We start from the raw sequence: 24,490 nt of genomic DNA on the forward strand, positions 1-24,490 counted from the left end.
GAGGGTTTCCCCATGCATACCTCCGGCGGCCGTGTATCGGTCACGATCAACGGCAACAACTATTCCGCACGCGGCACGATCACGCTCGCGCCGGCGAACATGACGGTGGCGCAGGGCGTCAACCAGGACGGCTCGCTCTACCGCACCGTGGCGGCGAAAGCGCGCACGGCTGAACTGACCTTCGACCGCTTCGTGGATGTCAACGGTGAACTGCTGATCTGGGACGAGCGCGTGCTCGCCTCGACCAACTTCGGCTGCACCTTCATCGAGCAGGACACCGGGCGGACGCACCTGATCTCGGGCGCCTTCTTCGTTGGCGATCCGCAGATGGATACGTCCACCGGCGAGATCTCCGGCCTGTCGATCGCCGGCGACGCCTACAAGAACATCGCCAGCTAAGACCAGTAGGAGGGGAACATGGCAAACGCGACGATCGTTCTGAAGAACCCGATCGAGGGCCCGCTGACGGACCCGACCACGGGCGAGAACCGGATCACGCAGATCCGCGAGATCGTTCTTCGGGAGCCGAAGTACCGGGACATCATGCTGCTGGGCGAGCCGGCTGCGTTCGCCCGCAGCGAAGGCGGCATGATCTACCAAGCCGAGAAGGACGACGTTGTCCAAGCCTATATCGAGCGGCTGCTCGTCAGCCCGCAGGACCGTGCGCTGCTCGAGCAGGTCTCGCTGGCAGATGCACTCCAACTGAAGGAAGCTGTCTTCGGTTTTTTTCAGGCAGCGCGCAAGGCCATTACACCGCAATCGTAGACGAGATGGTGTTCACTGCTGGTCTCGTCAGGCAACCCGCCGCACGGCGGGGCACCGTCCGATTACGTGATCTGGGGGCGGCAGGCGCTGGGCGTGACGCGGGTGTTCGTTGAGCGGCTGTATGCCGGACCCGGCACGGTTCGCGTGTTCGTGTTCATGGACGGCACCTTCTCGAACGGCATCCCAGACGAAACCGCCGTTGATGCGGTGCGCGACTATATTTCCAGCGTTCAGCCCGCGAGCGCGGTCGTCACCGTGGCCGCGCCTGTCCCGCATGCGATCGACATCACGATCGACAATCTCGTACCTGACACCACCGCGGCACGCGAAGCCGTGATGACCGAGCTTCGCGCCGCATTCCTGCGCCTCGGCCGCGTGGCCGGTCAGGACACGCCGCATGGCGGGATGCCGTATCTGGCGACGCCGGCGGAGTTCTCGCTGTCATGGATCTATCAGGCGATTGCCAACGCCTCCGGCGTCCAAAGTTTTGACCTGGTAGCGCCGACAACCGACACCGTTCTGCAAGTCGGGGAGACGGCCGTAATCGGCACCGTCAGTTTCAACTAAGGAGGCGGTGATGGCGAAGGAGCCGAAGCCATTCCACTGCCCGACATTTATCGAGAGTTTCCTCGCCACCGCAGCGCTATGGCCGCGCGGGCGCGCATGGCCGGTTAACGATGGCGGCACCACCGTCAGCAACTATCTGGCTTGGCTTGGCTCTCTCGTCGGATTGCCGCTGTCGTGGCCAACCGGCTTTGTGCAGGCGGGCTATACCGCGGCCATCGCGGCGGTGCGCAACTACATCGAGACCCGGCTCTGTGCGCTGCGGCTTGAGTTCTGGTGCCAGACGCACTCGGAAACGCACGATCAGTGGATGATCGAGTATGGTCTTCCTGACGACTGCGACCCGTTTCCGGATCTATGCACGAAGGTAGCTGCGATCGGCGGCACGCGCTGCGAATACTACGCGGAGATTGCTGCTCGGGCAGGCTGGAAGATCGAATGCGTTGCCGCACTCAACAACTGCGGGGCACAGGCAGGCTGCAGTCAAGTTGGGTGTGACCAGGTTGGCCCGCTGCCAACCGATGGCCTGATACTGCAGATCAACGTCTATTTGAATGCAAGCCCCGCCTTCGTCGCTCCGCAAGGCATCCGGCCCTTTGTTGGCAACTTCGAGACCGGGCAGGGCCTCAACTGCGATCCCGATATCTCCGCCTTGGAATGCGTTCTTAGCCGCGTTGTGCACGCGCACGTCAAGATAGTGTTCGTCACCTTTGAACTGCCTGTGTTTGACGTCGCTTTGTTTGACAGCGCCGTCTTTGACACGGGCCCTGAACTATAAACAGGTAAGGACAAAATGGCTCTCGACATCGTCGGCCCGGCAAACGCGCCGAATTCCACCACGCTCCGCCCGCTGGATACGCGAACCTTTGGGGCGAGTGACACGTGGACCAAGGACTGCTCCTCGCCATCGGCCAATGACGGCACGAAGATTCAGGCCGGCTTCCTGAATGGACTCATTGCGCAGTTCCGCAACGCCATACGCGGCAACGGGCTGACGGCACTATCCACGGATATCGTCACTCAGGATAACTCAGACGACAGCATGCTGCTGAAATCCATGCAGCACATGATCCAGCGCGGCCAGCCCCAGTTTGCCCTCGATAGCAGCGGCACAGCAAACACGGTGACCGTGGCGCTGTCGCCGCCGGCCGCCGAATACAAGGCCGGCATGTCGCTTCGCATCAGAATGGCGAACGCACCAACCGGCCCGAGCGTCATCAATGTGAACGGACTGGGCAATAAGGCGATCGTCAAAGGCGGCGGCGTGGCGCTCGTCGGCCTCGAGTGGGCGGCCGCTGACGTGGTTGAGCTGGTCTATGACGGCACCAACTTCCAGATCAATAACGTGCGTGGTCCGGTCTTTCTGACGGCGCCGCGGGATTACTACGTCAACAGCGCCACCGGGTCGGATTCGAATAACGGCCTGTCTCCAAGCACAGCGTTCGCGAGCTTGCAGAAGGCGCAGGACACTACCGCACTCTTCAATCTCAACGGCTTCGCCATCAACATTCATGTTGCCAACGGCACCTATGCGAAGGTTTTTTGCGGGGCGATCAACGGCGCTGGAACCATCAACTACATTGGCAACACCACGACCCCCGCTTCGTGTCTGATCTCAACGGCTGACGGATCAGCCTTTGGGGCCGAAGGGCGGGGCTATACTATCACCGGCTTTAAGGTCACATCGTCCAGTCGCGGCGCCACTCCCGGCGCAACAAGCAATGGCGTCTGGGCCGTGAGGGGCGGGTCTATTACCGTCTTCAACGTGGACTTTGGCAGCGTCCTTGATCATCAATGCACGGCCGACGGCGCCTCGAACATCACTTATTTGGGCCCGATCACAATATCAGGCGGCGGCGCTGACCACATTGCCGCGGGCAATGGGTCATACATCAGGCAGGGTGGAACGCCGGTCTCGTGCGCCGTCACCGCGGCGGTTAACTTCAGCACTGGCTTTGTATTCGCGACCGGGTGCGGCATCTCTTATGTGAAGTACACGCCAATCACGGGCGCGGCCAACGTATCCGGCCCGAAGTTCTCCGCAACAGCAAACGGCGTCATTCTTACCGACGGCAGCGGGGTCAACTTCTACCCCGGCACCGTGGCCGGGGTGGAGGACAGTAGCAGTGGTGGCCAATACATCTAAATCACAAGAAGTGGGTGTCTTAATGTCTAACTATAATCCACGCAACTGGTATTGGCTGGCTGACGATGGTCGTGTGTTTGCCAGCGCGTCAGCGTCAATCGTCTCTGCTAACGATCCGGTCTTTGTCTCATGGCTTGCTGCCGGAAACTCGGCAACCGCTTGGCCGAGGGATGCAGCCGGACAGCAAACTGCCGCGGCGCTGCAAGATGTCCTGACGCGTTACGGCCTGTTCGCCGACCTGACGTCCTATGCGGCTGACGTCCGCTTCCGAAAGGAAACCGGCGGCGTTGAGGTCAATGGTGTCGTCTATCCGTCGGATCGCGATACGCAGTCCAAGATGACCGCTGCGGTTATGCTTGGGCAGATCAACCCGTCCGTCACATTCCAGTGGAAAGTGGCCGATGGCTCATTCGTCGAGCTCGATGCGGCCGGCATCACGGCGGCGGCGTCTCAGGTCGGCGAGCATGTTCAGTCCTGCTTTGCGATCGAGGCGCAAGTGGCAGCAGACATCGCCGCGGGGACAATCACCACCAAGATCCAGGTCGACGCCGCGTTCGACTGATCTACCCCCGCGTCAACACCAATCCCGCCCCGCCGCCCTCTGGGCGGTTTTTCTTTATGAAGGTTTGTAAATGGCAGACGTATTAATCAGGCACAACAAGGTTACTGGTGCGCCTGCTAACGCGTTAGTGTTGGTTGACGGCCCGGCATGGGACGAGTCCCACGTTGTTACGGGCCTCGAGAACGTCCAGAACGTCGATACGACCGATGCGGACAATATTGACAAGGGCACCCTTGCCGTGGCGCGCGGGGGCACGGGCCAAGGCACGACGGCAGCCGCATTTAATGCGCTTGCCCCAACCACGACGCGCGGCGATCTGATTGTACGTAACGCCACGACGAATACAAGATTGCCGGCCGGAGCGGCGGGTTATGTGCTGCAAATGAACGGGTCGGGAGACCCAGCGTGGGTCGACCCATCGATTTTGCCACACGAACCGCAAGGCGCAGTTGCCACAGCCATTGCGAGCACAACCTTCCCCTCAGCCGTCAAATCTTTTGTCACATCCGGCTATGCCGCCGATGGCGATGCCGGCGCAGGCGCGATCTACGTGCGTGGAGTGGCGGGCGGGCTTGGTGCTAGGCAATCCGCAGATGGCGCCTTCTGGAATCTGTCAAAGAACCAGAGGCTGAGTGTCGGGTTCTTTGGGGCCAAGTGCGACAGCACCACAGACGACACTGCGGCCATTCAGGCGTGCTTCAATGCCGCCGCATCAATAGGCGGAGTAGCTTATTTCCCAGGCTCTTGCAGGACCACCGGACAGATAAACATTAGCCCGGGCGCCAGTTTTGCGATCGAAGGCGCAGGGCGAGGCACCGGCATCCTATTCCAGCCGACATCTCCTTCGACCGCCATCAACATCGATACCAGCGTTCCGGTCTACCTCAGAAACTTCAGCATCTACTCGACGGCAATTACCGCGAATACATTTGCCGCCGTCTTCGTCACTTCCTCGGTGGCGGGCACCGAAAATACTGGCAGCGTCTTCGACTGCCTATTCATTGTGGGCTGCAGCACTGGCATATCCTTTGATCGAGCTTCGAAATGGGTTCTGCAGAACTCAGAGATTAACGCCTGCAATGTCGGCGTCCAAATCAGGAACGCGAACAACGGCGACAGCGGCGACAGCCGAATGCTGAACAACGAGATCGGTGGCTCTGGCATCTCCGGCGTTAGGTTCCTTTCTTCTGGCGGTCTCCGCATGATTGGCAACAAGATCAATGTAGCGCCAACTGCGGTAGAGGTCTCGATCGAAAACGGCGTCAACACAACCGGCTTCTATATGATCGGCAACAGCATCGAGGGCATCCAGGGGGCGTGTGTCAGAATCGCGAGGCAAACCGCATCAGGGCAACTGCAGGCGGTTGTCCTCAGCGGCAACGAGCTCATTGGGCAGCAGGGACTGTTTATCCCGCATGACGCCAACGGACCATGGCTGATCAATGTGTCGATGACCGGCGGCAGCTACCAAGGGCTACCGGGCGGCGCGAATGTTTGTGCCCAGATCGATAGCGTCATCGGGTTCACGGTCAGCGCCGTCACCATTACCAACGGCGCTGGCGGCACGACTCAGAGGGTTATTGTCGGTTCTGCGGCCAGCAATGGCACTGTAGGCCCGCTTCAGTCTACGGGTGCCGTCACGGCCAGCGTCATATCCGGCACCAATATCACTGGTATCGCGCCATACCTCTAACTAATGGCCGCGAGAGCCTCCTCTGCTTGCGGCGTAAGCTCTGGCCGCCACTTGAAATTCGCAGGCCATAGGCGCGTGTTGATCCAGAACTGCGTGCCATCGAAGTAGGTCGCGCCGGTGACGTCCGGCAACTGACTGGAAGCATGGAATCTGCAAGGCTTTTCATAGATCAGAATCCAGCCGTTGCGACGGAGAAGGTTGATCAACTGACCTTCGATGACGCGGCTGTGCGTTCCAATCACCACGCTCTTGACCTTGGAGCAGAAGGCATCGAGCGAGGCTGCGATACTCGTGTATTCAGCCCCTTGAATGTCCATGTGAACGAGATCAACGACGTGCTCGCCCTCGATCAAATCGGCGACCGGAAAGGCGGGTACTGATACGCGATTGCCGGTCGCGCCGCGATAGTCTGGCCCGCTGTCTTCTTTTGAGGCGGCACCGCCCCAATCCTTGATGCCTTGGGCGGAAAAGCTAATTGTTTCTCGCTTGTCCGACACCGCACCTCGAATGATTTTGGTCGAGATGGTTGGGTGAGGTGTGCCGGGAAGTGGAATGCCGTTGTCGGACAGATGCGTCTCGATCAACGGGAGCCGTTCGGCATCAGCCTCCACGGCAACAAGCTTGAGCTTTAGGGATCGATGCCTCGCCATTGCGGCGGTGCAGACAAGCCAAGGCGCGAAGCCAGCACCGAACTCATATACGACCATTTCGTCGACCGCCGCGTCTACCGCGCGGCAGGTGGACAGAAATTCGACCGCCTCACCGTAAAGGGTATTGTCGGGGAATGGCAGGCCGGGCTGGACAGCCTGGCGATCGTCGGCGCCCGGGAAGTACGAGTAGCGCGTCCTGATGCCAAAGCAATCGACATGGAAGCCGGGGTGAGCCCCCGTGGCCGGCACCATGTATTTCGTGAGTGCGGCTAGATCGCCGAAAGGATAGCCGAGAAACACCTGATTATCGTTCAGGTGTGTCTTTTCATAGCTGGCGGGCGGGGACAGACGAGAGACGAGCCGCTTAACTGCGGCTTTTAATTGGCTGCGCATTCCAGCTTCCTATTCCAATTTCGGCGCGTGGGACACTAACCCGCCACAACCGCGCCGTGCAAGCCGAAACCAGCCGCCATCCGGGCGGCTTTTTCTTTGGAGAATCCATGGCCTTCATCAACGCGCTCTATAACCTGTGGCCGAACGGGGATCAGAAGGTTAAGGGCCTGCGAGACGGCATTGCCGCAACAGCGCCGGCCGTGTTCGCCAAATACGGCATCACCTCTCCGCTCGTTCTGGCTCACGTCATGGCGCAGATCAGCCATGAATGCGGTGCGGGCCATGATGTTGTGGAGAACCTGAATTACTCGGCCCAGCGGATGACCGAGGTCTGGCCTTCGCGCTTCCCGAGCGTCGCGAGCGCCGCGCCATACGCCAACAATCCGAAGGCTCTTGCCAACAAAGTCTACAACGGCCGCATGGGCAACCGCGTTGGCTCCGACGATGGCTGGAATTTCCGTGGCCGCGGCGGCTCCCAGACGACGGGCAGGGAAGGTTATGAGCGCGTCGCCAAGCAGACCGGGCTCGATGTCGTCAATAACCCCGACATCCTGATCGATCCGAAATACTTCCTGGAATGCGCCGTCTCGGACTTCATCAACTGCGGGTGCATGCCTTACGCGAAGGCTGACGACATCCTCAATGTCACCAAGCGTTTGAATGGCGGCACGGTCGGCCTCGCCGATCGCAAGGAGTGGCTGGCCAAGTGGAAGGCGGCAAATGTGGCTGTTCCGACCTCTTCCACGATTGAGGCGCCAAAGCCTGCACCGGCCAAGCCAGCCACCCCAGCCAAGACCGGCGGCACCGTTGTCATCGCCGGCGGCGCGGCCGCAACCGTCGCCCATCAGGCCGGCGTGAACCCCAACATCATCCTCGCCGTGGTCGCTGCCGTTGCAGTTGCTGCGGTTGCAGCATTCCTCATCTGGAAGAAAGGGAAATGATCATGCTTGACAAGCTCAAAGCCTTCGCTCTCTGGATCTATAACTGGATCACCGTTCTGGTCGGAATGATCCTTGGCTTTCTGACGATCGCGGTTGACTACCTCGACCAGATCGCAGGCATTGACCTTACACAGGTCATGACGCAACGGCGTGCGATGCAGATCACCTTCGGCGTTGCGGTCACGAAGGGCATTGTTGCGGCCTACAACGCGCGGAAGGCGAAGGCCTGATGCTGGCGGGCATCCTCGCATTCTTCCAGGCCATCCCGTCAATCATGGGCGGGATCACCAACTTCACCAACAAATACTACGACGCCAAGGTGCAGATATACGCCGCGCGCGTCGGTGGCGATGTTGAGGCCGCAAAGGCGATGCTCGCCGCCGAGCAGCAAGCCAACTCCACCAAAGTAGGTTGGCTCGCGGTTATCGCCGGCTCTCCCGTGCTCTCCTTTGTTGTCGTTGGGTTCGCGTTCCCCTTCATCTTCTACATCAACAAGGTGATCGTTTACGACTACTGCCTCGGCCTTGGGTCCACGCCCATGATCAAATACGATTTGTTGGTGCAGTGGGGCGACACGATCATCAAAGGCATTTTCGTCACCACTGGCGGCGTCGCGGCGGTTACCGCTTGGGTGAACCGCAAGAACTAAAGGACGGCCCGTCGCAGGCGCTGGAACGCCCGCAACGAGCCTGACTCACACTGAAAGGCCTTTCAATGCGAGCTGCAGCGAATGACGCACGAAGAAGTTGAAGAAATCGTTTCCAAGACCGTTGCGGCAACACTCTCCCGCCTTGGCATTGAGGAGGACGATTACAAGGAGCTGAAGGCTGACTTCAGCCACCTCCGCCGCTGGCGCAAGAGCGTAGAGCAGGCCCAAGGATATCCCATTGCGTCATTCTCCTCTGTCTGATGACCGATCGGTGCTGCTACTCAGTATCGGGTGAGGTGATTCCAAGGTCCATGAGCCGACGCGGGTGAGGCGGGGCATCGTTATTGATCTCGAAGGGCTATCTCGCCCTTGCCGGTCAATGTCAGGTGCTTGACCTGTCCCGTCAGGTGCCCCTTGCGCAGCAATTCACGAGCGGCGGCTTGAACCGTTCGGCTCACCCGCGGCCCGCTCAAGTCAAGATCGACGCCATAGCTGTTGACTAGCTTGAGAACGTTGATCTCGATTTCGGTGAGTTCGCTCATCTCCCCATCTCCTCCTGCTATTTGCTCGGGGCGGCGCTAGCCAGCTTGCGCTGGTAGATCTCCGTCTCGACCTCCCGTCTGAGAAATTGCGCTGCCTGATAGGCGCTGGCCCAGCAATTCGTAGTGCCCGCATTGTTCACAGCGGTTTGCAGCTTCGCCAGTTCATCATCCGACATGGCGCGCACGATCTGGCCCATCCGGTGGAACTCCTCAGCGAACGGCTGCAGCGCGGCTCGATCCTGTTTCGAAAATTCCTTGTCGCTCATTTCTCTTCTCCAATCTCCAATCTGGCGCGGTGAAAGTCAGGGGATCAGGGTGGCGTGAAGCAGCCAGCCAATGAGGCCACCCATCACGGTGCAAATCAGTCCGTAGAGCCGAATGGCCCAAGCTGGAATGTCGCTCATCCCTCCGGCGCCCGGTCGCGCGGCAGCTTGGTGAAGCCAGCCACACGCCGTTGCATCCTCGCTCCGCTGTAGCCGTGCGAGATCACCGCCTCACGCCCAACCCGACACGTGCGCTCATTCCACCGCGGCCCATAGGCCCGGTATTCGGTGTCCTTGGTCCCGGCTTCGAACTCTCGAAACCATTGGGTTTTAAGCGGGATGAAAAGCGGCTTCTCGCTCATGCCGCCGTTAGTCACTCGGCTTTTTTCCTCAATCATTTCAATTGGGCTCTCTGTGTCAGTTAGGAAGTACAAGCCTTTGATTCTTCTTAAGTTTACGGTAACGCCTTCTTAACGCGCGCCCTCCTATCATGCCGAGCCGATGCCTTCCTGCGTCGCCATCACGAGCATTCAATCACCCCAGGCCCATGAGCCAGACACCAACCGAGCGGCTGAGGGATTATCTCGCGCAGCTTCCGCCGCAATCGCAGGCGCTGCTGATGCGCGAGTTCGAGCGCGCAGTGGAGCGCGGCGAGGACGTCAGCGTCGCCACCCTGGTGCTTGAGCAGTTGCGCAAGATCGTGCGCCGGGCCGAGGAGGAGGAGACGCGCCCCCGGGGCGATGATCCGGCGCGCCTATTGTTCCGTCCGCTCGAGCCGTTCCTCGCCGAAGGCAATTTCCCGATCCGGCCGGGACAGGTCCGCCGCACCTCGCTGCTGCCGATATGGCAGTGGCTCGGCCGCGAGGGCGCGCCTGATGCGACCCGCGAATTCGAGACCGCGCTTGTGAAGGCGCACGACAGCGGTGCAACTTCGGCCGCCGAGGCCGCAGCCCGCAAATATCAGGTCGCCGCAGCGGAGGCGATCGTCAAGGTCGCGACGCCAGTGCCCGGTGATGACAAACAGCGGGCGCTGTCGCGCGTCGGCCCGCCCAATGTGGTCGAAGACCTGGTGTCGATCGGGCTGGTGCTGCGCGCGCGCGAGGCACTGGAGACGCTCGGCAGCCGGCTTCCGAGCCAACTCCGGATGTTCGGCGACACCCAGATCGCCTCTGTCACCGCCGCGCTCAACGTCCCCTCGCTGCAGACGCCGCAATTGCTACCCTTCGCGCTGTCGCTGGTGATGCAGCGCCTGGTCGCGCCCTGGCAGATCATCCGCCTCGCGATCAAGATGGCGGCTTCCGACGACGAGATCCGCGTCGCCGCCACGCCCTATGGTGTTGCCGTCACGATCGCCTTGCACGATCTCTCCTATCTCGCAGCCTGCCTGCGCAGCGATATCCGGCGCGGTCATCTCGACAATGTCGGGGATCAATTGAAGACGCTGCATGACGGTGTGCGCGGCCTGCGCACGGAGCTCGACCTGCGCAACGAATCCACCTGGGGCAAGCAATTGGCCTCGATCCGGGCCGATATCTCCAATTCAATGCAATCGGAGATCGACAGCGTTCCCGGCCGGGTCCGCCGCATCCTGCGCCAGCGCCCGGACAAGGATATCTCCGCCGCCGCCATGATCGACACGACCGAAGTCGAGGAGGTCGCCGCGCTCATCGACTTCGTCGCGGTGTGCCGCACCTATGCGAGCGAGCTCGCGATCAACGAGGTGACGCTGCGGACCTATTCCGACCTGCAGCAATATGTCGAGAAGTCGACGGAAGCGCTGGTGCAGTCCTTGCGCGCTGGTGACCACCGGGTGCGCGGCTATCGGCAGCAGCAGGCCAGCGCAGCGATCCGGTTCTGCGAGGTCCTGTTCGGCCATGACTACGCCTCGCTGATGAACCGCGCCGCGGAGAACGCGATGACCGGCGAGCGCAAGTCGTCCCGCGCTGGCTGATCGTCATTTTTACGGTTTTCCTTCTGCGATCCGATATCGGGGTCGCGCAATTCGGTTGCTCCCGCAATTTCTCCCTCCGGTTGGTTACGGAGGGCGGTTCCGATCCAGCAATTGTCAATTGCTCCGCTTCCCGCCGGTGGTGTAAAGCGGCACATCGGTACCAGCTTTCGGTGCCGTTCGCCCGGGAACTCGTTGATGACACTGTGGTTTGTGTTCGCGCTGATGACGGTCGCGGCGATCTTCGCCGTGCTTTGGCCGCTTGGTCGCGCGACGCCTGCGACATCAGGCGGCAGCGAGGCCAATGTCTACAAGGACCAACTCGCCGAGATCGAGCGCGATCTTGCTTCGGGCTTGATCGGGGCGTCGGAAGCCGAGGCGGCGCGGGTCGAGATCGGCCGACGCTTGCTTGCCGCCGTGGACGGCGAGGCTGCGGCGGCGCCAAAAGCCAACCTGCCGCTGCGGCGGTCGGCCGCCGTGGCGGCGCTGGTCGGACTGCCGGTGATGGCGGCGGCGTTCTATCTTGCGCTGGGCTCGCCACAGCTCGGCGATTTTCCGCTCGCCGCGCGCAGCCGCATGGCAGACGTCAATCAGCCGCTCGCCAATCTGCTGGCGCAGGTGGAGGCGCATCTCGAGAAGAATCCGACCGATGGCCGCGGCTGGAACGTGCTGGCGCCGGTGCTCTCCAGGCTCGGCCGTTACGACGACGCGGTGCGCGCCTATCGCAATTCGATCACCTATAACGGCGACAGTTCGGAGCGCCGCGCCGATCTTGGCGAGGCGCTGACCGGTGTGGCCGGAGGCGTCGTCACCGCGGAGGCCAAGGCCGAATTCGAGCGCGCCGTGGCGCAAAACGCCGACGATCCCAAGGCGAACTACTTCCTCGGGCTCGCCGCCGAGCAGGACGGCCGCAAGGACGACGCAGCCTCGATCTGGCGCGCGATGCTCGCCAAGGCGCCGGCGGATGCGCCGTGGCGATCGCTGGTGCAGGCCTCGCTGACGCGGGTCGGCGGCGGTGTCGTCGCGCCCGCGCTGTCAAACGAGACCATGGCCGCGGCCAAGGACATGAGCGCGGACGACCGCTCCGCGATGATCCGCGGCATGGTCGACCGGCTCGCCACGCGCCTGAAGCAGGACGGCAACGATGTCGAGGGATGGCTGCGGCTGGTGCGCGCCTATATAGTGATGGGCGAGCGCGACAAGGCGGTTGCCGCGCTCACCGATGCCCGCCAGGCGGTTGCCAATGACGCCGAACGCTTGCGCCAGCTCAATGAAGGCCTGAAGAATCTCGGGCTGGATGGATGACATGCGCACAGACAGGACCATAGGGAACCATGACGCGTAAGCAGCGGCGCTTGGTGATGATCGGCGGCTCGCTCGCGGTGCTCGCGGTGGCGGCCGCGCTGGTGCTCAGCGCCTTGCGCGATTCCATCGTGTTCTTCTCCACGCCCTCGATGGTTGCCGAAAAGCATATCTCCGCCGGGAAGCGGTTCCGCCTCGGCGGCCTGGTGCAGCCCGGCTCGCTCAAGCGCGGCGACAACCTCGCGGTGACGTTTGAGGTCGCCGACGGCAGCGCCACGCTGCCGGTCGCCTACAAGGGAATTTTGCCGGACCTGTTCCGCGAAGGGCAGGGCGTGGTCGCCGAGGGCGCGCTGGATCAATCCGGCGTGTTCCGCGCCGACACCGTGCTCGCAAAGCATGACGAGACCTACATGCCCAAGGAGGTCGCCGACGCCCTGAAGAAGCAGGGCCACTGGAAGGACGATTACGGCAAGCCCAGCGCCTCGGCCGAGCCGCAGCCGGTGCAGGGGGCGATGCGTTGATCGCGGAAGCCGGACATTACGCGCTGGTGCTGGCGCTTGGGCTGGCGCTGATCCAGTCGATTGTGCCGATGCTCGGCGCGCGCTGGGGCGATGTGGCGCTGATGAACGTCGCGCGCTCCACCGCGCTCGCCCAGCTCTTGTTGGTGGGTGCCTCGTTCACCGCGCTGGTGATGCTGCACGTGACCTCGGATTTCTCCGTCGTCAACGTGTTCGAGAACTCGCACTCGATGAAGCCGCTGATCTACAAGATCACCGGCGTCTGGGGTAACCACGAGGGATCGATGCTGCTCTGGGTGTCGATCCTGGCGCTGTTCGGTGGCCTCGTCGCCGCCTTCGGCAACAACCTGCCGCTGACCCTGCGCGCGCATGTGCTCGCCGTGCAGGCCTGGATCGCAAGCGCCTTCTATCTCTTCATCCTGCTCACCTCGAATCCGTTCCTGCGCATCGCCAATCCGCCGATCGAGGGCAGGGATCTGAACCCGGTGCTGCAGGATATCGGCCTCGCCGTGCATCCCCCGATGCTCTATCTCGGCTATGTCGGCTTCTCGATCTCGTTCTCCTTCGCGGTCGCCGCCCTGATCGAGGGCCGCATCGATGCCGCCTGGGCGCGCTGGGTGCGGCCGTGGACGCTGTTGGCCTGGATCTTCCTTACGCTCGGCATCGCGATGGGCTCGTACTGGGCCTATTACGAGCTCGGTTGGGGCGGCTGGTGGTTCTGGGATCCCGTCGAGAACGCCTCGCTGATGCCCTGGCTCGCCGGCACGGCGCTGTTGCATTCGGCGGTCGTGATGGAGAAGCGCAACGCGCTGAAGGTCTGGACCATCCTGCTGTCGATCCTGACCTTCTCGCTGTCCTTACTCGGTACCTTCCTGGTGCGCTCCGGCGTCCTGACTTCGGTGCACGCCTTTGCGACCGATCCGGCGCGCGGCGTGTTCATCCTCTTGATCCTCTGTCTCTTCATCGGCGGCAGCCTGTCGCTCTATGCGGTCCGGGCCGCATCGTTGAAGCAGGGCGGCCTGTTCGCGCCGATTTCGCGCGAGGGCGCGCTGGTGCTCAACAACCTGTTCCTGACCACGGCCTGTGCGACCGTGTTCATCGGCACGCTCTATCCGCTGGCGCTCGAGGTCCTGACCGGCGACAAGATCTCGGTCGGCGCGCCGTTCTTCAACCTGACCTTCGGGCCGCTGTTCGTGCCATTGATGATCGCCGTGCCGTTCGGCCCCTTGCTGGCCTGGAAGCGCGGCGACCTGCTTGGCGCCGCTCAGCGCCTGACCGCGGCCGGGATCGTCGCGCTGATTGCGATCGCGGTGCTGTGGGCCTGGACGCGCGGCGGTGCCAGCTTCGCGCCGCTCGCGATCGGGCTTGCGGTATTCGTCGTCGCTGGGGCGCTCACCGACCTCGCCGAGCGTATCGGGCTGTTCCGGGTTCCGTTCGGCACCTCCGTGCAGCGGGCGCGCGGCCTGCCGCGGGCGGCGTGGGGCACGGCGTTCGCCCATGCCGGCGTCGGTATCGCCCTGATCGGGATCGTCTGCGAGACCACCTGGAATAGCGAATATATCGGCACCATGAAGCCGGGCGACTCCGCGAAAGTCGCCGGCTACGAATTGAAGCTCGACGATATCGGCCAGCGCCAGGGACCGAATTTCCGCGAGATGGTGGCGAGGTTCACGGTCGGCCTCGACGGCAAGACGCTCAGCGTCATGACGCCGTCGAAGCGCAATTTCACCACGCGCGGTGCGTCCACCACCGAGGCCGCATTGCTGACGCGCGGGGTGAGCCAGCTCTATATCTCGCTCGGCGATATCGCCGCCGACGGCGGCATCGCGGTGCGCATCTATCACAAGCCCATGGTGCTCTTGATCTGGTTCGGCCCGGTGCTGATGGCCTTTGGCGGCTTCTTGTCGCTGTCCGACCGGCGCCTGCGCGTCGGTGCGCCCAAGCCGGCCAAGGCCACGCGCGCATTGCAGGCGGCGGAGTGATGCGGAGGGCGCTTGCAGCCTGTGTGCTGGCGTTCGCCGTGTCGCTCGGCGCACCGGCGGCGTTCGCCGTGCAGCCTGACGAGATCATGGCCGATCCCGCCAAGGAAGCGCGGGCGCGGGAGCTGTCGCGCGAACTGCGCTGCATGGTGTGCCAGAACCAGTCGATCGACGATTCCGAGGCGCCGCTGGCGCGCGACCTGCGCATCCTGGTCCGCGAGCGGATCGCGGCCGGCGACAGCGATCGGCAGGTGATCGATTTCCTGGTGGCGCGCTACGGCGAATTCGTCCTGCTGAAGCCGCGCTTCAATCCGCATACGCTGCTGCTCTGGCTGGTCCCGCCGCTAGTCCTGGTCGGAGGCGGCGTGGCGCTTTGGCGGTTTGGCCGCCGCCGGCCGGCCGCTTCGGCAGCCTCCACCGGTGCCGGTCTCACCCCCGAGGAAGAAAGCCGTTTGGCCGCTCTGGTGTCGGAGGAAGCGCCAGAGGAAAGGCGCGGCTAGAGCATTTTTGCTTTCGACGCGTTTTCTTCACGCGAACCGGTCCCCACCCTCGGATCAAGTCCGAGGGCATGCTTCGCTCGAAAACGCTTTGACCTACGTACTGTTACCGAGGTCCACACGCGTCGGCATCTGCCGCGGCGTTCATTTAATCTTGACCTTTTGTGCGGAACTTAGGCTCGCCCCTTCCTCCAGAACATGATCCGCGAAGATCGTGCTCACAAAGAGATCGAGCGTGATGATGCTTCGTCGTAACGCTCTTGAGCAAGCCGATGTTTTCGAACAGCAATTTGACTATCCGCTTTCTCGTCGCATCCGTCGTCGTTGCACTTCTGATGCTGCTGGGGATTGGCGGCGGCACGGGCTTCATCGCCGTGCTCTACCTCAACAACGAGATCACGGCGCTTGCCGCTGAGTTCAAATCGCTGAGCGGCCCGGGCCGCGAGCACGCCATGCAAATCTATCAGGAAGCGCAGACGGCGTTCTCCTATTTCCTGATCGCCTGCGGTGCGATCGCCGTGATCGCGCTTACGGTCTGCGTCACGACCTATCTCGCGGTTCGGAACGGCGTCATGCGGCCGCTGGCTGCCATGGTGCATGCGATGCGCGAAGTGGCAGAGCAGAGGTATGAGACGCCAATTCCGGGTCTCGGCAGGAGCAATGAAATCGGGCTGCTCGCCGGCGCGCTCGAAGTGTTCAAGACCAACGGGATCGAACGCCAGCGGCTGACCGACCAGGAACTGCGCGACGCCCACAACCAGCGCGAGCGGACTCGCTATCTCGACGAGAAGATCCGCGACTTCAACGGCCTCGTCGCCAATGTCGTCGGCAGCGTTGCCGCATCGGCCGTCCGCCTCAGGGGCAACGCCGAAACGCTGTCGCGCGCCGCCAACGAGACCAGCCAGAAGGCGAGCGCGGTTGCCAGCGCAGCCGGCCAGGCCAGCACCAGCGTCCAGACGGTGGCGACATCAGCGGAGCAGATGACGACCTCGATCGCGGCGATCAGCCAGCGCGTCACCGACGCCACCCAGCGTGCCGAGGGGGCGGTGGCGCAGGCGCGCCAGAGCGCCGACACCATCCACGCGCTCTCGGACGCGGCCGAGAAGATCGGGGCCGTCGTGCAGTTGATCCAGACGGTTGCCTCGCAGACCAACCTGTTGGCGCTCAACGCCACCATCGAAGCCGCGCGGGCCGGCGAGGCTGGCAAGGGATTTGCGGTGGTCGCCTCCGAGGTGAAGAACCTGGCCAGCCAGACCAGCAAGGCGACCGAGGAGATCTCGCAGCAGGTCACAAGCATCCAGGCGATTACGGCGGAAACCCGCGGCGCCATCGACGGGATCTCGAACACGATCGCCGAAATCAGCTCGATCATGTCGGGCATCGACGTCGACACCGCACGCCAGCGCAACGCCACCCAGGACATCTCCAGGAGCGTCCAGGACGCGGCGAGGGGAACCATGGACGTCACCAACCACATCGTGCAGATCACCACGACGTCGTCCGACACCGGCCGCATGGCCGGCGAGGCCAAGGATTCCGCGGTCGACCTGTCGCAGCAGGCCGACATCCTCAAGCGCGAGGTCGAGGGTTTCATTGCCAGCGTCAGGGCAGTCTGACGGCTCGCGATTTTGCGACCTGGAACCTGCGGGCGGGACTTGCCGCGAGCTCCTTCAGCTCGCGGCTAACCCATTGGCGGAGCTGCGATATCCTGCCGCACCCGGCCTCGTCTCTATTACAAAAGTTTAATTCCGCAGCCAGCGCGCCGTAAGGCTGACGCCCCCATGTTTAGACACGTCCGGTGCTTGCCCCCGCACCTTTCGAGTTCTGGCTCTTGGAGATTTTTAGAATGACCGAACGACCCACCGATCTTTCGTCTCTGCCGTCTTACCGCGCGCCGCGGCGTTCGCTGTTCTCGGCCCGCAGATTTGCGTTGATGGCTTCGGTCGTCGCCGGCCTCGGCGTCGCCGGCTATGGTTTGAGCCCGCAGCACACGCCGAGCGATCTGTTCGCCAGCCCGGCGCAGGCGCAGGTCAACAACGAGGTCCGCAAGGTTCAGCAGCCGGTCGGCTTTGCCGATATTGTCGAGCGCGTGAAGCCGTCGGTGATTTCGGTCAAGGTCAATATCGGCGAGAAGCTCGCCAAGGACGACAGCAACGAGGACTCGCCGTTCCCGCCGGGTTCGCCGATGGAGCGTTTCTTCCGTCGCTTCGGTGGACAGGATGGGCTCCCCCCGGGCATGCGCGGCGGACCGCGTGGCCGTGGCATCGTGACCGGCCAGGGTTCGGGTTTCTTCATTTCGGCTGACGGCTTTGCGGTGACCAACAACCACGTCGTTGACGGCGCCGACAAGGTCGAGGTCACGACCGATGACGGCAAGACCTATTCGGCCAAGGTGATCGGCACCGATCCGCGTACCGACCTCGCGCTAGTCAAGGTCGAGGGTGGTTCCAACTTCCCGTTCGCCAAGCTGTCCGACACCAAGCCGCGGATCGGCGACTGGGTGCTGGCGGTCGGCAACCCCTTCGGGCTCGGCGGCACGGTTACCGCCGGTATCGTCTCGGCCTCCGGCCGCGACATCGGCAACGGCCCGTATGACGATTTCATCCAGATCGACGCGCCCGTGAACAAGGGCAACTCCGGTGGCCCGGCGTTCGACGTGTCCGGTGAGGTGATGGGCGTCAACACCGCGATCTACTCGCCCTCCGGCGGCAGCGTCGGCATCGCCTTCTCGATCCCGGCCGCGACGGTGAAGAGCGTCGTCGCCCAGCTCAAGGACAAGGGCACGGTCAGCCGCGGCTGGATCGGCGTCCAGATCCAGCCGGTGACCTCCGACATCGCCGACAGCCTCGGCATGAAGAAGGCCGAAGGCGCGCTGGTGGCGGAGCCCCAGGCCAACGGTCCGGCGGCCAAGGCCGGCATCGAGTCCGGCGACGTCATCACCGCCGTCAACGGCGAAACGGTCAAGGATGCGCGCGAGCTCGCCCGCACCATCGGCGGCCTGGCGCCCGGCAATGCGGTGAAGCTCAACGTCCTGCACAAGGGCCAGGAGAAGACCGTCAACCTCACGCTCGGCCAGTTGCCGAACACGGTTGAGGCCAAGGCCGATAACGACAACAGCGATCGCGGCTCTTCCTCCCGCGGCACCGACGTGCCGAAGCTCGGCCTGACGGTGGCCCCCGCCAACAGCGTGGCCGGCGCCGGCAAGGACGGCGTCGTGGTGACCGAGGTCGACCCGAAGAGCGCCGCGGCCGAGCGCGGCTTCAAGGAAGGCGACGTCATTCTTGAAGTCGCCGGCAAGAACGTCACCAGCGCCGGTGATGTGCGCGATGCGATCACCTCCGCACGGAACGACAACAAGAACAGCGTTTTGATGCGTGTAAAGAGCGGCGGTTCGTCGCGCTTTGTGGCAGTGCCGCTGGCGAAGGGTTAAATACGAGATGGAAGGCGTCGCCGGCAATCGTCGCCCCCGCCGACGGCCCTTCCTGGGGAGCGAGCCTCAATGCTCGCCCCCTCTTGCTACCTTCCGGTGGAATGCGCCCCCCTCCGTCGGAAGGCCTAGGGCGGTGAAGTCCCCCAGCTTCACCGCCCACTCTTTCCCCTCCAGCGTGATCCGGAAAAGCGGAAGCCGGTTTTCCGGAAGGATCATGCAAATCAACGCGAACGCGCGCGGCCGTCTTGCATGTGCAGGGCGGTCGCGCCATGCTGAGAGGAAACCAATCCCGTGACCGCCACCGCACCTTTAGCCGCACCCCAGATGCGCCTCCTGATCATCGAAGACGATCGCGAATCCGCCGACTATCTCGTCAAGGCGTTCCGCGAAGTCGGCTATATCGCCGACCTCGCCGACGACGGCGAGGAAGGTCTGTCGATGGCCGAGAGCGGCGACTATGACGTCCTCGTCGTCGACCGCATGCTGCCGAAGCGGGACGGCCTGTCCCTGATCGGAACGCTGCGCGAAAAGGGGAACCGCACGCCGGTATTGATCCTCTCTGCGCTCGGCCAGGTCGACGACCGCATCAAGGGCTTGCGCGCCGGCGGCGACGACTACCTGCCGAAACCCTATTCATTCGCCGAATTGCTGGCGCGCGTCGAAGTCCTGTCGCGCCGCAATGTCGGCCCGGCGGAAGAGACGGTCTATCGGGTCGGCGATCTCGAGCTCGACCGCCTGTCGCACCGCGTCGCCCGCGGCAAGGACGAACTGACGCTGCAGCCGCGCGAATTCCGCCTGCTCGAATATCTGATGAAGCATGCAGGGCAGGTGGTGACGCGCACCATGCTGCTCGAGAATGTCTGGGACTATCACTTCGATCCGCAGACCAACGTCATCGACGTGCACATCTCGCGCCTGCGCTCCAAGATCGACAAGGGCTTCGAGCGGCCCTTGCTGCACACGATCCGCGGGGCAGGGTACATGATCCGCGACGGGATACGGTAGCTGAGTCCGAAAGACGTAGCTGCATCGGTGCTTGGGAGCATCGGATAGCAACGCGCAACAGCAACATCTTGGGTAGCATCATCCGTGACGGCATTCGGTAAACTGATCCGCACCACGGCGTTCCGGCTGACGCTGGTCTATCTGTTTTTGTTTGCGCTGTTCGCAGCGTCGCTGCTCGGCTATTTCGCCTGGAATACGCGCCGCCTGATCACCGAGCAGATCACCTCCACGGTCAATGCCGAGGTCGGCGAAGTCACCGAGATCTACAACCGGCGTGGCCTGCGCGGCCTTGTGTTCACCATCGGCAATCGGGCGCTGCGGCCGGGCGCCAACCTCTATCTCGTGACCGCACCGAACGGGCAGGCGATCGCCGGCAATGTCGGCTCGCTGGCGCCGGGGGTGATGGGAATGCAGGGTTGGACCGAGACGGCCTATCGGCGGCTCGACGACAACGACAACACCGATCACCGCGCGCTGGTGCGGGTCACCGAGATGACCAATGGCTTCCGGCTCTTGATCGGGCGCGACCTCGAGGAGCGGCGGCGGCTGTTCGGCATCGTCGCCAAGGCCGCGCAATGGTCGATCCTCGTCGTGGTCGTGCTCGGCATCGGCGGCGGCATCTTCGTCGCGCGGCGGGTGCTGCAGCGGATCGATGCCATGACCGGTACCGCCCAGCGCATCATGGCCGGCGATCTCTCCGACCGCCTGCCGGTCGGCCGCAGCGGCGACGAGCTCGATCGTCTCGCCGAAAACCTCAACGCCATGCTGGAGCGCATCGAGGCGCTGATGACGGGGCTGAAGGAGGTCTCCGACAACATAGCCCACGACCTCAAGACCCCGCTGACGCGCCTTCGCAACCGCGCCGAGGAGGCGTTGGCGCGCGCCAGGAGCGAGGCCGATTACCGGGCGGCGCTGGAGCGCACCATCGAGGAATCCGATGGCCTGATCCGTACCTTCAATGCACTCTTGATGATCGCGCGGGCTGAGTCCGGTCAGGCGCGCGGCAACATGGATGATTTCGACGCGGCCGACGTTGCCGCCGGCATCCATGAGCTCTACGAGCCGCTCGCCGAGGACGACGGCATGAGCCTGCATGTGAAGACCGCGCCCAGCGCGATGCACGGCAACCGTGAATTGATCAGCCAGGCGCTCGCCAACCTCGTCGAGAACGCGATCAAATATGGCAAGCCGGTGGTGCAGCCGATCGACCCGGAGGCGGCCGCCGCAGCCAAGGAAATCCTGATCGAGGCGCGGCGCGAGTCCGACTCCGTGCTGCTCAGCGTCACCGATCATGGTCCGGGCATTCCCGAGGCCGATCGCAAGCATGCGGTGGAACGATTCGTCCGGCTCGAGGCGAGCCGCACGCTGCCGGGTTCCGGGCTTGGGCTCAGCCTCGCCGCGGCGGTCGCGACACTGCACGGCGGCGAGCTCAGGCTCGGCGACGCCCATCCCGGGCTGGTTGCGACGCTGGTGCTGCCGGCGCGTGCCGGCGCGGCTGACAGGCTTGCGGCCCAAACGCAGGATGTGCCACAGAAGGCGGCATGAACGCTTCCGCGCCGGGCTCCGCGGGACATCGTCTGGCCGCGCGGTTCGCGGACGGACCGTATGTGTCCGCGCCCATCCAAGCCGAACAGCGCCTGACAGACTGGCTCGCCGAACTCGAGCCGGCGCAATCGGCCGCGCTCGATGAACTGCTCGGCTATCCCTTCGCCAAGCGCATCCTGCTCGGCATTGCGGAATGCTCGCCGTTCCTGTTCGAGCTCGTGCGCGCCGATCCGGCGCGGCTGATCCGGTTGCTCTCCTGCGACCCGGAGCCGCATCTGGCCGACCTGATCGACAAGACGTCGCACGACGTGTTCGCCGCCTCAGGCGAGGCCGAAGTGATGCAACTGCTCCGCCGCATGAAGGCGGAGGCGGCGCTCCTGATCGCGCTTTGCGACATTGGCGGCGTGTGGCCGGTCACACGGGTCACCGCCGCGCTGACCGACCTTGCGGTCGCGTCCGTGCAGTCGGCGCTGCGCTACCTGCTGCGCCAGGAGATGGCGCGCGGCCGCCTCCATGCGCCCGACCCCGACCGTCCCGAAGAGGGCAGCGGGCTGATCGTGCTCGCGATGGGCAAGATGGGCGCGGGCGAGCTGAACTATTCCAGCGATATCGATCTCATCGTCTTCTACGATCCGGCTGCGACCTCGCTGGCCGAGGATATCGAACCGCAGCCGTTCTTCGTCCGCGTCACCCAGTCGATGGCGCGCATGCTGCAGCAGCGCTCCGGCGACGGCTATGTGTTCCGCGTCGACCTGCGGCTGAGGCCCGATCCGGCGTCGACGCAGGTCGCGATCTCGACCGATTCGGCGCTGAACTATTACGCGCGGGAAGGGCGCACCTGGGAACGCGCCGCGATGATCAAGGCGCGCCCCTGCGCCGGCGACAGCAGGGCGGGCGAGGTGCTGCTTGCGGAAATCGCCCCCTTCGTCTGGCGCAAGCATCTGGACTTCGCCGCGCTTGCCGATGTCCACGACATGAAGCGGCAGATGCAGACCTACCGCGGCCAGAGCGAGATCTCGGTCGAGGGCCACAACGTCAAGGTCGGCCGCGGCGGCATCCGCGAGATCGAGTTCTTCGCCCAGACCCAGCAGTTGATCGCGGGCGGGCGGCATCCGGAATTACGGGTGCGGCCGACGCTCGAGGCGCTCGCGATGCTGGCCTCCAGCAACTGGATCACCTTTGAGGCGCGTGACGAGCTCACCGCGGCCTATCAGTTCCTGCGCCGCGTCGAGCATCGTCTGCAGATGATCGCCGACGAGCAGACGCACACGCTGCCGGAAGATCCCGCGGCGATCGAGCGCTTTGCTCATTTCCTCGGCTATACGAGCAGGGCCACCTTTGCGATGGAATTGCTCGCGCATCTCAACATCGTGCAGGGCCATTACGCCAAGCTTTTCGAGGGCGACGAGCCGACCGGCACGGCAAAGCTGCCGAAGCTGAACTACGGCGCCGGCCCCGAAGACCAGCGGCTGCTCGAGCATCTCGTCAGTCTCGGCTTCGAGAAGCCGGTCGCGGTCGCAAAGACCGTGCAGCAATGGATCGAAGGCGACTATCGCGCGCTGCGCGTGGAGGCGACGCGCAATGCTTTCCTCGAGTTCATTCCGGGCCTGATCGACGGCCTCGCGCATGCCGAGGAGCCGGACGCCGCGGTTGTGGCGTTCGACCGTTTCCTTGGGGCGCTGCAGCGGGGCGGGCGGCTGATCACGCTGCTGAGCCAGAACCGAGACCTGGTCGCGCTGGTGGCGCTGATCCTCGGCGCCGCGCCGCGGCTCGGCGACATGCTGGCGCGGCAGCCGCAGATCATGGACGGGCTGATCGATCCGCGCTTCTTCGGCGCGATGCCGGACCAGCGCGAATTGTCGGAGCGGCTCGCGATCACGCTCAAGGACGCCGGTTCCTACGAGGACTTCCTCGACCGCCTGCGGCTGTTCGGCCAGGAAAGCCTGTTCCTGATCGGCACGAGGATCCTCTCCGGCACGGTGTCGGCGCAGCAGGCGAGCGTCGCCTTCGCCGACGTCGCGGAAGGCATCGTGCACACCGTGCATGGCCTTGTCACCGACCAGTTCGCCACGCAATACGGCCGCATCAACGACCAGGAGACCGCGATCCTCGCCATGGGCCGGCTCGGCAGCCGCGAGATGACGGCGTCGTCCGATCTCGACCTGATCCTGCTCTACGACTACGACCACGAGCGCCCGGACTCCGACGGCGACCGCGCGCTGCACGGCGCGCAGTATTTTGCCCGCTTCACCCAGCGCCTGATCTCCGCCTTCACGACACGAACCAATTACGGCGTGCTCTACGAGGTCGACATGCGGCTGCGCCCATCGGGCCGCGCCGGTCCACTGGCATCACGGCTCGATTCCTTCGCCGAATATCAGGAGCGCGAGGCCTGGACCTGGGAGCACATGGCGCTGACGCGCGCGCGCGTGATCTCGTCATCGCCGGCGTTCCGCGAGAAGATCGAAGACATCATCCGCCGCGTGCTGACGCGCAAGCGCGATGCGGGCAAAACCGCCAACGACGTCGTCGAGATGCGGCGCGCGATCGCGCTCGAGAAGGGCGAGGACGACATCTGGGACCTGAAGCTCGCCGCCGGCGGCCTCATCGACATCGATTTCATCGCGCAATATCTGCAACTCGTGCACGCCGCCGAGAAGCCCGACATTCTCAGCGTCTCCACTTTGCAGGTGCTCGACAACGCCGCAAAGCTCGGCGTGCTCGGCCAGTCGGAGGCCGAAGTGCTGCGCTCGGCCGCGCGGCTCTATCACGACCTCACGCAGATCCTGCGCCTTTGCGTGATTGGCAAATTCAATCCCGAAACTGCCGGTGACGATCTGCTACGCGTGATGGCGCGCGCAGGCGACACGCCGGATTTCTCCGCCCTCGAAGCCGGCGTGCGCGAGACGCAGAGCGAAGTCCGCCGCGTGTTCAACGCGATCGTCGGCGGACGTTAGGCGCGGCGCCGATCGCTACAAATTCGCTGTCGTCCCGGGCTTGACCCGGGACCCATAACCACAGGCGTTTGTAATGTGCTCCGCCGCAACCGCTTGCGCGCGCCACAACGCGATCCTGTGGTTATGGGTCCCGGCGTTCGC

Annotated in this window: 25 protein-coding genes; 21 read left to right on the forward strand and 4 right to left on the reverse strand. The window is 63.7% G+C overall.

Features of this window, described 5'->3' with window-relative positions; translation table 11 throughout:
* The first annotated feature begins 12 nt into the window (after window positions 1-12).
* The 7 genes from ACZXDY_RS28750 (at window position 13) to ACZXDY_RS28780 (ending at window position 5,730) form a co-directional block, all read left to right on the forward strand.
* Window positions 13-399 (forward strand): phage tail tube protein, encoded by a 387-nt coding sequence (locus tag ACZXDY_RS28750; RefSeq protein WP_464347815.1) that lies wholly within the window; start codon window positions 13-15, stop codon window positions 397-399.
* 18 nt (window positions 400-417) lie between these two features.
* Window positions 418-765 (forward strand): hypothetical protein, encoded by a 348-nt coding sequence (locus tag ACZXDY_RS28755; protein WP_464347816.1) that lies wholly within the window; start codon window positions 418-420, stop codon window positions 763-765.
* 18 nt (window positions 766-783) lie between these two features.
* Window positions 784-1,332 carry a hypothetical protein gene (locus ACZXDY_RS28760; protein ID WP_464347843.1) on the forward strand — a complete coding sequence of 183 codons (549 nt, stop codon included), beginning with the start codon at window positions 784-786 and terminating at the stop codon, window positions 1,330-1,332.
* Between the two features lie 10 nt (window positions 1,333-1,342).
* Window positions 1,343-2,107 carry a hypothetical protein gene (locus ACZXDY_RS28765; protein ID WP_464347817.1) on the forward strand — a complete coding sequence of 255 codons (765 nt, stop codon included), beginning with the start codon at window positions 1,343-1,345 and terminating at the stop codon, window positions 2,105-2,107.
* A gap of 15 nt (window positions 2,108-2,122) precedes the next feature.
* Window positions 2,123-3,475, forward strand: coding sequence for a hypothetical protein (locus ACZXDY_RS28770; RefSeq protein WP_464347818.1), 1,353 nt, complete (start codon window positions 2,123-2,125; stop codon window positions 3,473-3,475).
* Window positions 3,456-4,037 (forward strand): DUF4376 domain-containing protein, encoded by a 582-nt coding sequence (locus ACZXDY_RS28775; protein WP_464347819.1) that lies wholly within the window; start codon window positions 3,456-3,458, stop codon window positions 4,035-4,037. The genes ACZXDY_RS28770 and ACZXDY_RS28775 overlap by 20 nt, the downstream gene beginning before the upstream one ends.
* A gap of 70 nt (window positions 4,038-4,107) precedes the next feature.
* A complete protein-coding gene (locus ACZXDY_RS28780) occupies window positions 4,108-5,730 on the forward strand; it encodes a pectate lyase family protein (RefSeq protein ID WP_464347820.1) in 1,623 nt (540 codons plus the stop codon).
* Here the strand turns inward: ACZXDY_RS28780 and ACZXDY_RS28785 are convergent.
* Entirely contained in the window at window positions 5,727-6,773 is a 1,047-nt protein-coding gene (locus ACZXDY_RS28785; protein ID WP_464347821.1) for an FkbM family methyltransferase, read from the reverse strand. The two genes, ACZXDY_RS28780 and ACZXDY_RS28785, sit on opposite strands and share 4 nt — an antisense overlap.
* 107 nt (window positions 6,774-6,880) lie before the next feature.
* On the opposite strand from ACZXDY_RS28785, the gene ACZXDY_RS28790 reads away from it, so the two are divergent.
* From ACZXDY_RS28790 to ACZXDY_RS28805, 4 genes are all read left to right on the forward strand, one after another.
* On the forward strand, window positions 6,881-7,714 hold the full coding sequence (locus ACZXDY_RS28790; protein WP_464347822.1) for a glycoside hydrolase family 19 protein: 834 nt from the start codon (window positions 6,881-6,883) through the stop codon (window positions 7,712-7,714).
* Between the two features lie 2 nt (window positions 7,715-7,716).
* Complete coding sequence (locus ACZXDY_RS28795; protein WP_464347823.1) at window positions 7,717-7,944, forward strand: hypothetical protein; 228 nt, start codon at window positions 7,717-7,719, stop codon at window positions 7,942-7,944.
* Window positions 7,944-8,363: a hypothetical protein gene (locus tag ACZXDY_RS28800; RefSeq protein WP_464347824.1), complete on the forward strand. Its 420-nt coding sequence runs from the start codon at window positions 7,944-7,946 to the stop codon at window positions 8,361-8,363. The genes ACZXDY_RS28795 and ACZXDY_RS28800 overlap by 1 nt, the downstream gene beginning before the upstream one ends.
* A gap of 81 nt (window positions 8,364-8,444) precedes the next feature.
* Window positions 8,445-8,624 carry a hypothetical protein gene (locus ACZXDY_RS28805; RefSeq protein ID WP_464347825.1) on the forward strand — a complete coding sequence of 60 codons (180 nt, stop codon included), beginning with the start codon at window positions 8,445-8,447 and terminating at the stop codon, window positions 8,622-8,624.
* A gap of 80 nt (window positions 8,625-8,704) precedes the next feature.
* Here ACZXDY_RS28805 and ACZXDY_RS28810 read toward each other — a convergent pair whose 3' ends face one another.
* The 3 genes from ACZXDY_RS28810 to ACZXDY_RS28820 all read right to left on the reverse strand — a co-directional run bounded on the left by ACZXDY_RS28810 (window position 8,705) and on the right by ACZXDY_RS28820 (window position 9,566).
* Window positions 8,705-8,905 carry a hypothetical protein gene (locus tag ACZXDY_RS28810; RefSeq protein WP_464347826.1) on the reverse strand — a complete coding sequence of 67 codons (201 nt, stop codon included), beginning with the start codon at window positions 8,903-8,905 and terminating at the stop codon, window positions 8,705-8,707.
* 17 nt (window positions 8,906-8,922) lie between these two features.
* Window positions 8,923-9,171 (reverse strand): hypothetical protein, encoded by a 249-nt coding sequence (locus tag ACZXDY_RS28815; RefSeq protein WP_464347827.1) that lies wholly within the window; start codon window positions 9,169-9,171, stop codon window positions 8,923-8,925.
* A gap of 134 nt (window positions 9,172-9,305) precedes the next feature.
* The gene (locus ACZXDY_RS28820; RefSeq protein ID WP_464347828.1) at window positions 9,306-9,566 is read right to left on the reverse strand and encodes a hypothetical protein; all 261 of its coding nucleotides are present in this window, start codon (window positions 9,564-9,566) and stop codon (window positions 9,306-9,308) included.
* 149 nt (window positions 9,567-9,715) lie between these two features.
* On the opposite strand from ACZXDY_RS28820, the gene ACZXDY_RS28825 reads away from it, so the two are divergent.
* The 10 genes from ACZXDY_RS28825 (at window position 9,716) to ACZXDY_RS28870 (ending at window position 24,349) form a co-directional block, all read left to right on the forward strand.
* Window positions 9,716-11,119, forward strand: a complete 1,404-nt coding sequence (locus ACZXDY_RS28825) for a hypothetical protein (protein ID WP_028167980.1) — start codon at window positions 9,716-9,718, stop codon at window positions 11,117-11,119.
* Between the two features lie 195 nt (window positions 11,120-11,314).
* A complete protein-coding gene (gene ccmI / locus ACZXDY_RS28830; RefSeq protein WP_464347829.1) occupies window positions 11,315-12,421 on the forward strand; it encodes a c-type cytochrome biogenesis protein CcmI in 1,107 nt (368 codons plus the stop codon).
* 29 nt (window positions 12,422-12,450) lie between these two features.
* Complete coding sequence (gene ccmE / locus ACZXDY_RS28835) at window positions 12,451-12,939, forward strand: cytochrome c maturation protein CcmE (RefSeq protein ID WP_130227469.1); 489 nt, start codon at window positions 12,451-12,453, stop codon at window positions 12,937-12,939.
* Complete coding sequence (locus ACZXDY_RS28840; protein WP_464347830.1) at window positions 12,936-14,918, forward strand: heme lyase CcmF/NrfE family subunit; 1,983 nt, start codon at window positions 12,936-12,938, stop codon at window positions 14,916-14,918. Before ccmE ends, ACZXDY_RS28840 begins: the two co-directional genes overlap by 4 nt.
* Window positions 14,918-15,415: a cytochrome c-type biogenesis protein gene (locus tag ACZXDY_RS28845; RefSeq protein WP_464347831.1), complete on the forward strand. Its 498-nt coding sequence runs from the start codon at window positions 14,918-14,920 to the stop codon at window positions 15,413-15,415. Before ACZXDY_RS28840 ends, ACZXDY_RS28845 begins: the two co-directional genes overlap by 1 nt.
* Before the next feature lie 269 nt (window positions 15,416-15,684).
* On the forward strand, window positions 15,685-17,028 hold the full coding sequence (locus tag ACZXDY_RS28850; RefSeq protein WP_464347832.1) for a methyl-accepting chemotaxis protein: 1,344 nt from the start codon (window positions 15,685-15,687) through the stop codon (window positions 17,026-17,028).
* A 230-nt stretch (window positions 17,029-17,258) separates the two neighbouring features.
* Window positions 17,259-18,842, forward strand: coding sequence for a Do family serine endopeptidase (locus ACZXDY_RS28855; RefSeq protein ID WP_028167974.1), 1,584 nt, complete (start codon window positions 17,259-17,261; stop codon window positions 18,840-18,842).
* A gap of 324 nt (window positions 18,843-19,166) precedes the next feature.
* The gene (locus ACZXDY_RS28860) at window positions 19,167-19,847 is read left to right on the forward strand and encodes a response regulator transcription factor (RefSeq protein WP_027581499.1); all 681 of its coding nucleotides are present in this window, start codon (window positions 19,167-19,169) and stop codon (window positions 19,845-19,847) included.
* Between the two features lie 84 nt (window positions 19,848-19,931).
* The gene (locus ACZXDY_RS28865; protein WP_028167973.1) at window positions 19,932-21,392 is read left to right on the forward strand and encodes an ATP-binding protein; all 1,461 of its coding nucleotides are present in this window, start codon (window positions 19,932-19,934) and stop codon (window positions 21,390-21,392) included.
* Window positions 21,389-24,349, forward strand: a complete 2,961-nt coding sequence (locus tag ACZXDY_RS28870) for a bifunctional [glutamine synthetase] adenylyltransferase/[glutamine synthetase]-adenylyl-L-tyrosine phosphorylase (RefSeq protein WP_464347833.1) — start codon at window positions 21,389-21,391, stop codon at window positions 24,347-24,349. Before ACZXDY_RS28865 ends, ACZXDY_RS28870 begins: the two co-directional genes overlap by 4 nt.
* Window positions 24,350-24,490 lie beyond the last annotated feature (141 nt).

Source organism: Bradyrhizobium sp. LeoB3 (assembly GCF_055456055.1).

Excerpts from the sequence above, each read along its gene's own strand:
- ACZXDY_RS28750 (WP_464347815.1), top strand. The coding sequence starts at position 13 with ATGCATACCTCCGGCGGCCGTGTATCGGTCACGATCAACGGCAACAAC.
- ACZXDY_RS28755 (WP_464347816.1), top strand. The coding sequence starts at position 418 with ATGGCAAACGCGACGATCGTTCTGAAGAACCCGATCGAGGGCCCGCTG.
- ACZXDY_RS28765 (WP_464347817.1), top strand. The coding sequence starts at position 1,343 with ATGGCGAAGGAGCCGAAGCCATTCCACTGCCCGACATTTATCGAGAGT.
- ACZXDY_RS28770 (WP_464347818.1), top strand. The coding sequence starts at position 2,123 with ATGGCTCTCGACATCGTCGGCCCGGCAAACGCGCCGAATTCCACCACG.
- ACZXDY_RS28780 (WP_464347820.1), top strand. The coding sequence starts at position 4,108 with ATGGCAGACGTATTAATCAGGCACAACAAGGTTACTGGTGCGCCTGCT.
- ACZXDY_RS28785 (WP_464347821.1), bottom strand. The coding sequence starts at position 6,773 with ATGCGCAGCCAATTAAAAGCCGCAGTTAAGCGGCTCGTCTCTCGTCTG.
- ACZXDY_RS28790 (WP_464347822.1), top strand. The coding sequence starts at position 6,881 with ATGGCCTTCATCAACGCGCTCTATAACCTGTGGCCGAACGGGGATCAG.
- ACZXDY_RS28795 (WP_464347823.1), top strand. The coding sequence starts at position 7,717 with ATGCTTGACAAGCTCAAAGCCTTCGCTCTCTGGATCTATAACTGGATC.
- ACZXDY_RS28800 (WP_464347824.1), top strand. The coding sequence starts at position 7,944 with ATGCTGGCGGGCATCCTCGCATTCTTCCAGGCCATCCCGTCAATCATG.
- ACZXDY_RS28805 (WP_464347825.1), top strand. The coding sequence starts at position 8,445 with ATGACGCACGAAGAAGTTGAAGAAATCGTTTCCAAGACCGTTGCGGCA.
- ACZXDY_RS28810 (WP_464347826.1), bottom strand. The coding sequence starts at position 8,905 with ATGAGCGAACTCACCGAAATCGAGATCAACGTTCTCAAGCTAGTCAAC.
- ACZXDY_RS28815 (WP_464347827.1), bottom strand. The coding sequence starts at position 9,171 with ATGAGCGACAAGGAATTTTCGAAACAGGATCGAGCCGCGCTGCAGCCG.
- ACZXDY_RS28820 (WP_464347828.1), bottom strand. The coding sequence starts at position 9,566 with ATGATTGAGGAAAAAAGCCGAGTGACTAACGGCGGCATGAGCGAGAAG.
- ACZXDY_RS28825 (WP_028167980.1), top strand. The coding sequence starts at position 9,716 with ATGAGCCAGACACCAACCGAGCGGCTGAGGGATTATCTCGCGCAGCTT.
- ccmI (WP_464347829.1), top strand. The coding sequence starts at position 11,315 with ATGACACTGTGGTTTGTGTTCGCGCTGATGACGGTCGCGGCGATCTTC.
- ccmE (WP_130227469.1), top strand. The coding sequence starts at position 12,451 with ATGACGCGTAAGCAGCGGCGCTTGGTGATGATCGGCGGCTCGCTCGCG.
- ACZXDY_RS28845 (WP_464347831.1), top strand. The coding sequence starts at position 14,918 with ATGCGGAGGGCGCTTGCAGCCTGTGTGCTGGCGTTCGCCGTGTCGCTC.
- ACZXDY_RS28850 (WP_464347832.1), top strand. The coding sequence starts at position 15,685 with ATGTTTTCGAACAGCAATTTGACTATCCGCTTTCTCGTCGCATCCGTC.
- ACZXDY_RS28855 (WP_028167974.1), top strand. The coding sequence starts at position 17,259 with ATGACCGAACGACCCACCGATCTTTCGTCTCTGCCGTCTTACCGCGCG.
- ACZXDY_RS28860 (WP_027581499.1), top strand. The coding sequence starts at position 19,167 with ATGCGCCTCCTGATCATCGAAGACGATCGCGAATCCGCCGACTATCTC.
- ACZXDY_RS28870 (WP_464347833.1), top strand. The coding sequence starts at position 21,389 with ATGAACGCTTCCGCGCCGGGCTCCGCGGGACATCGTCTGGCCGCGCGG.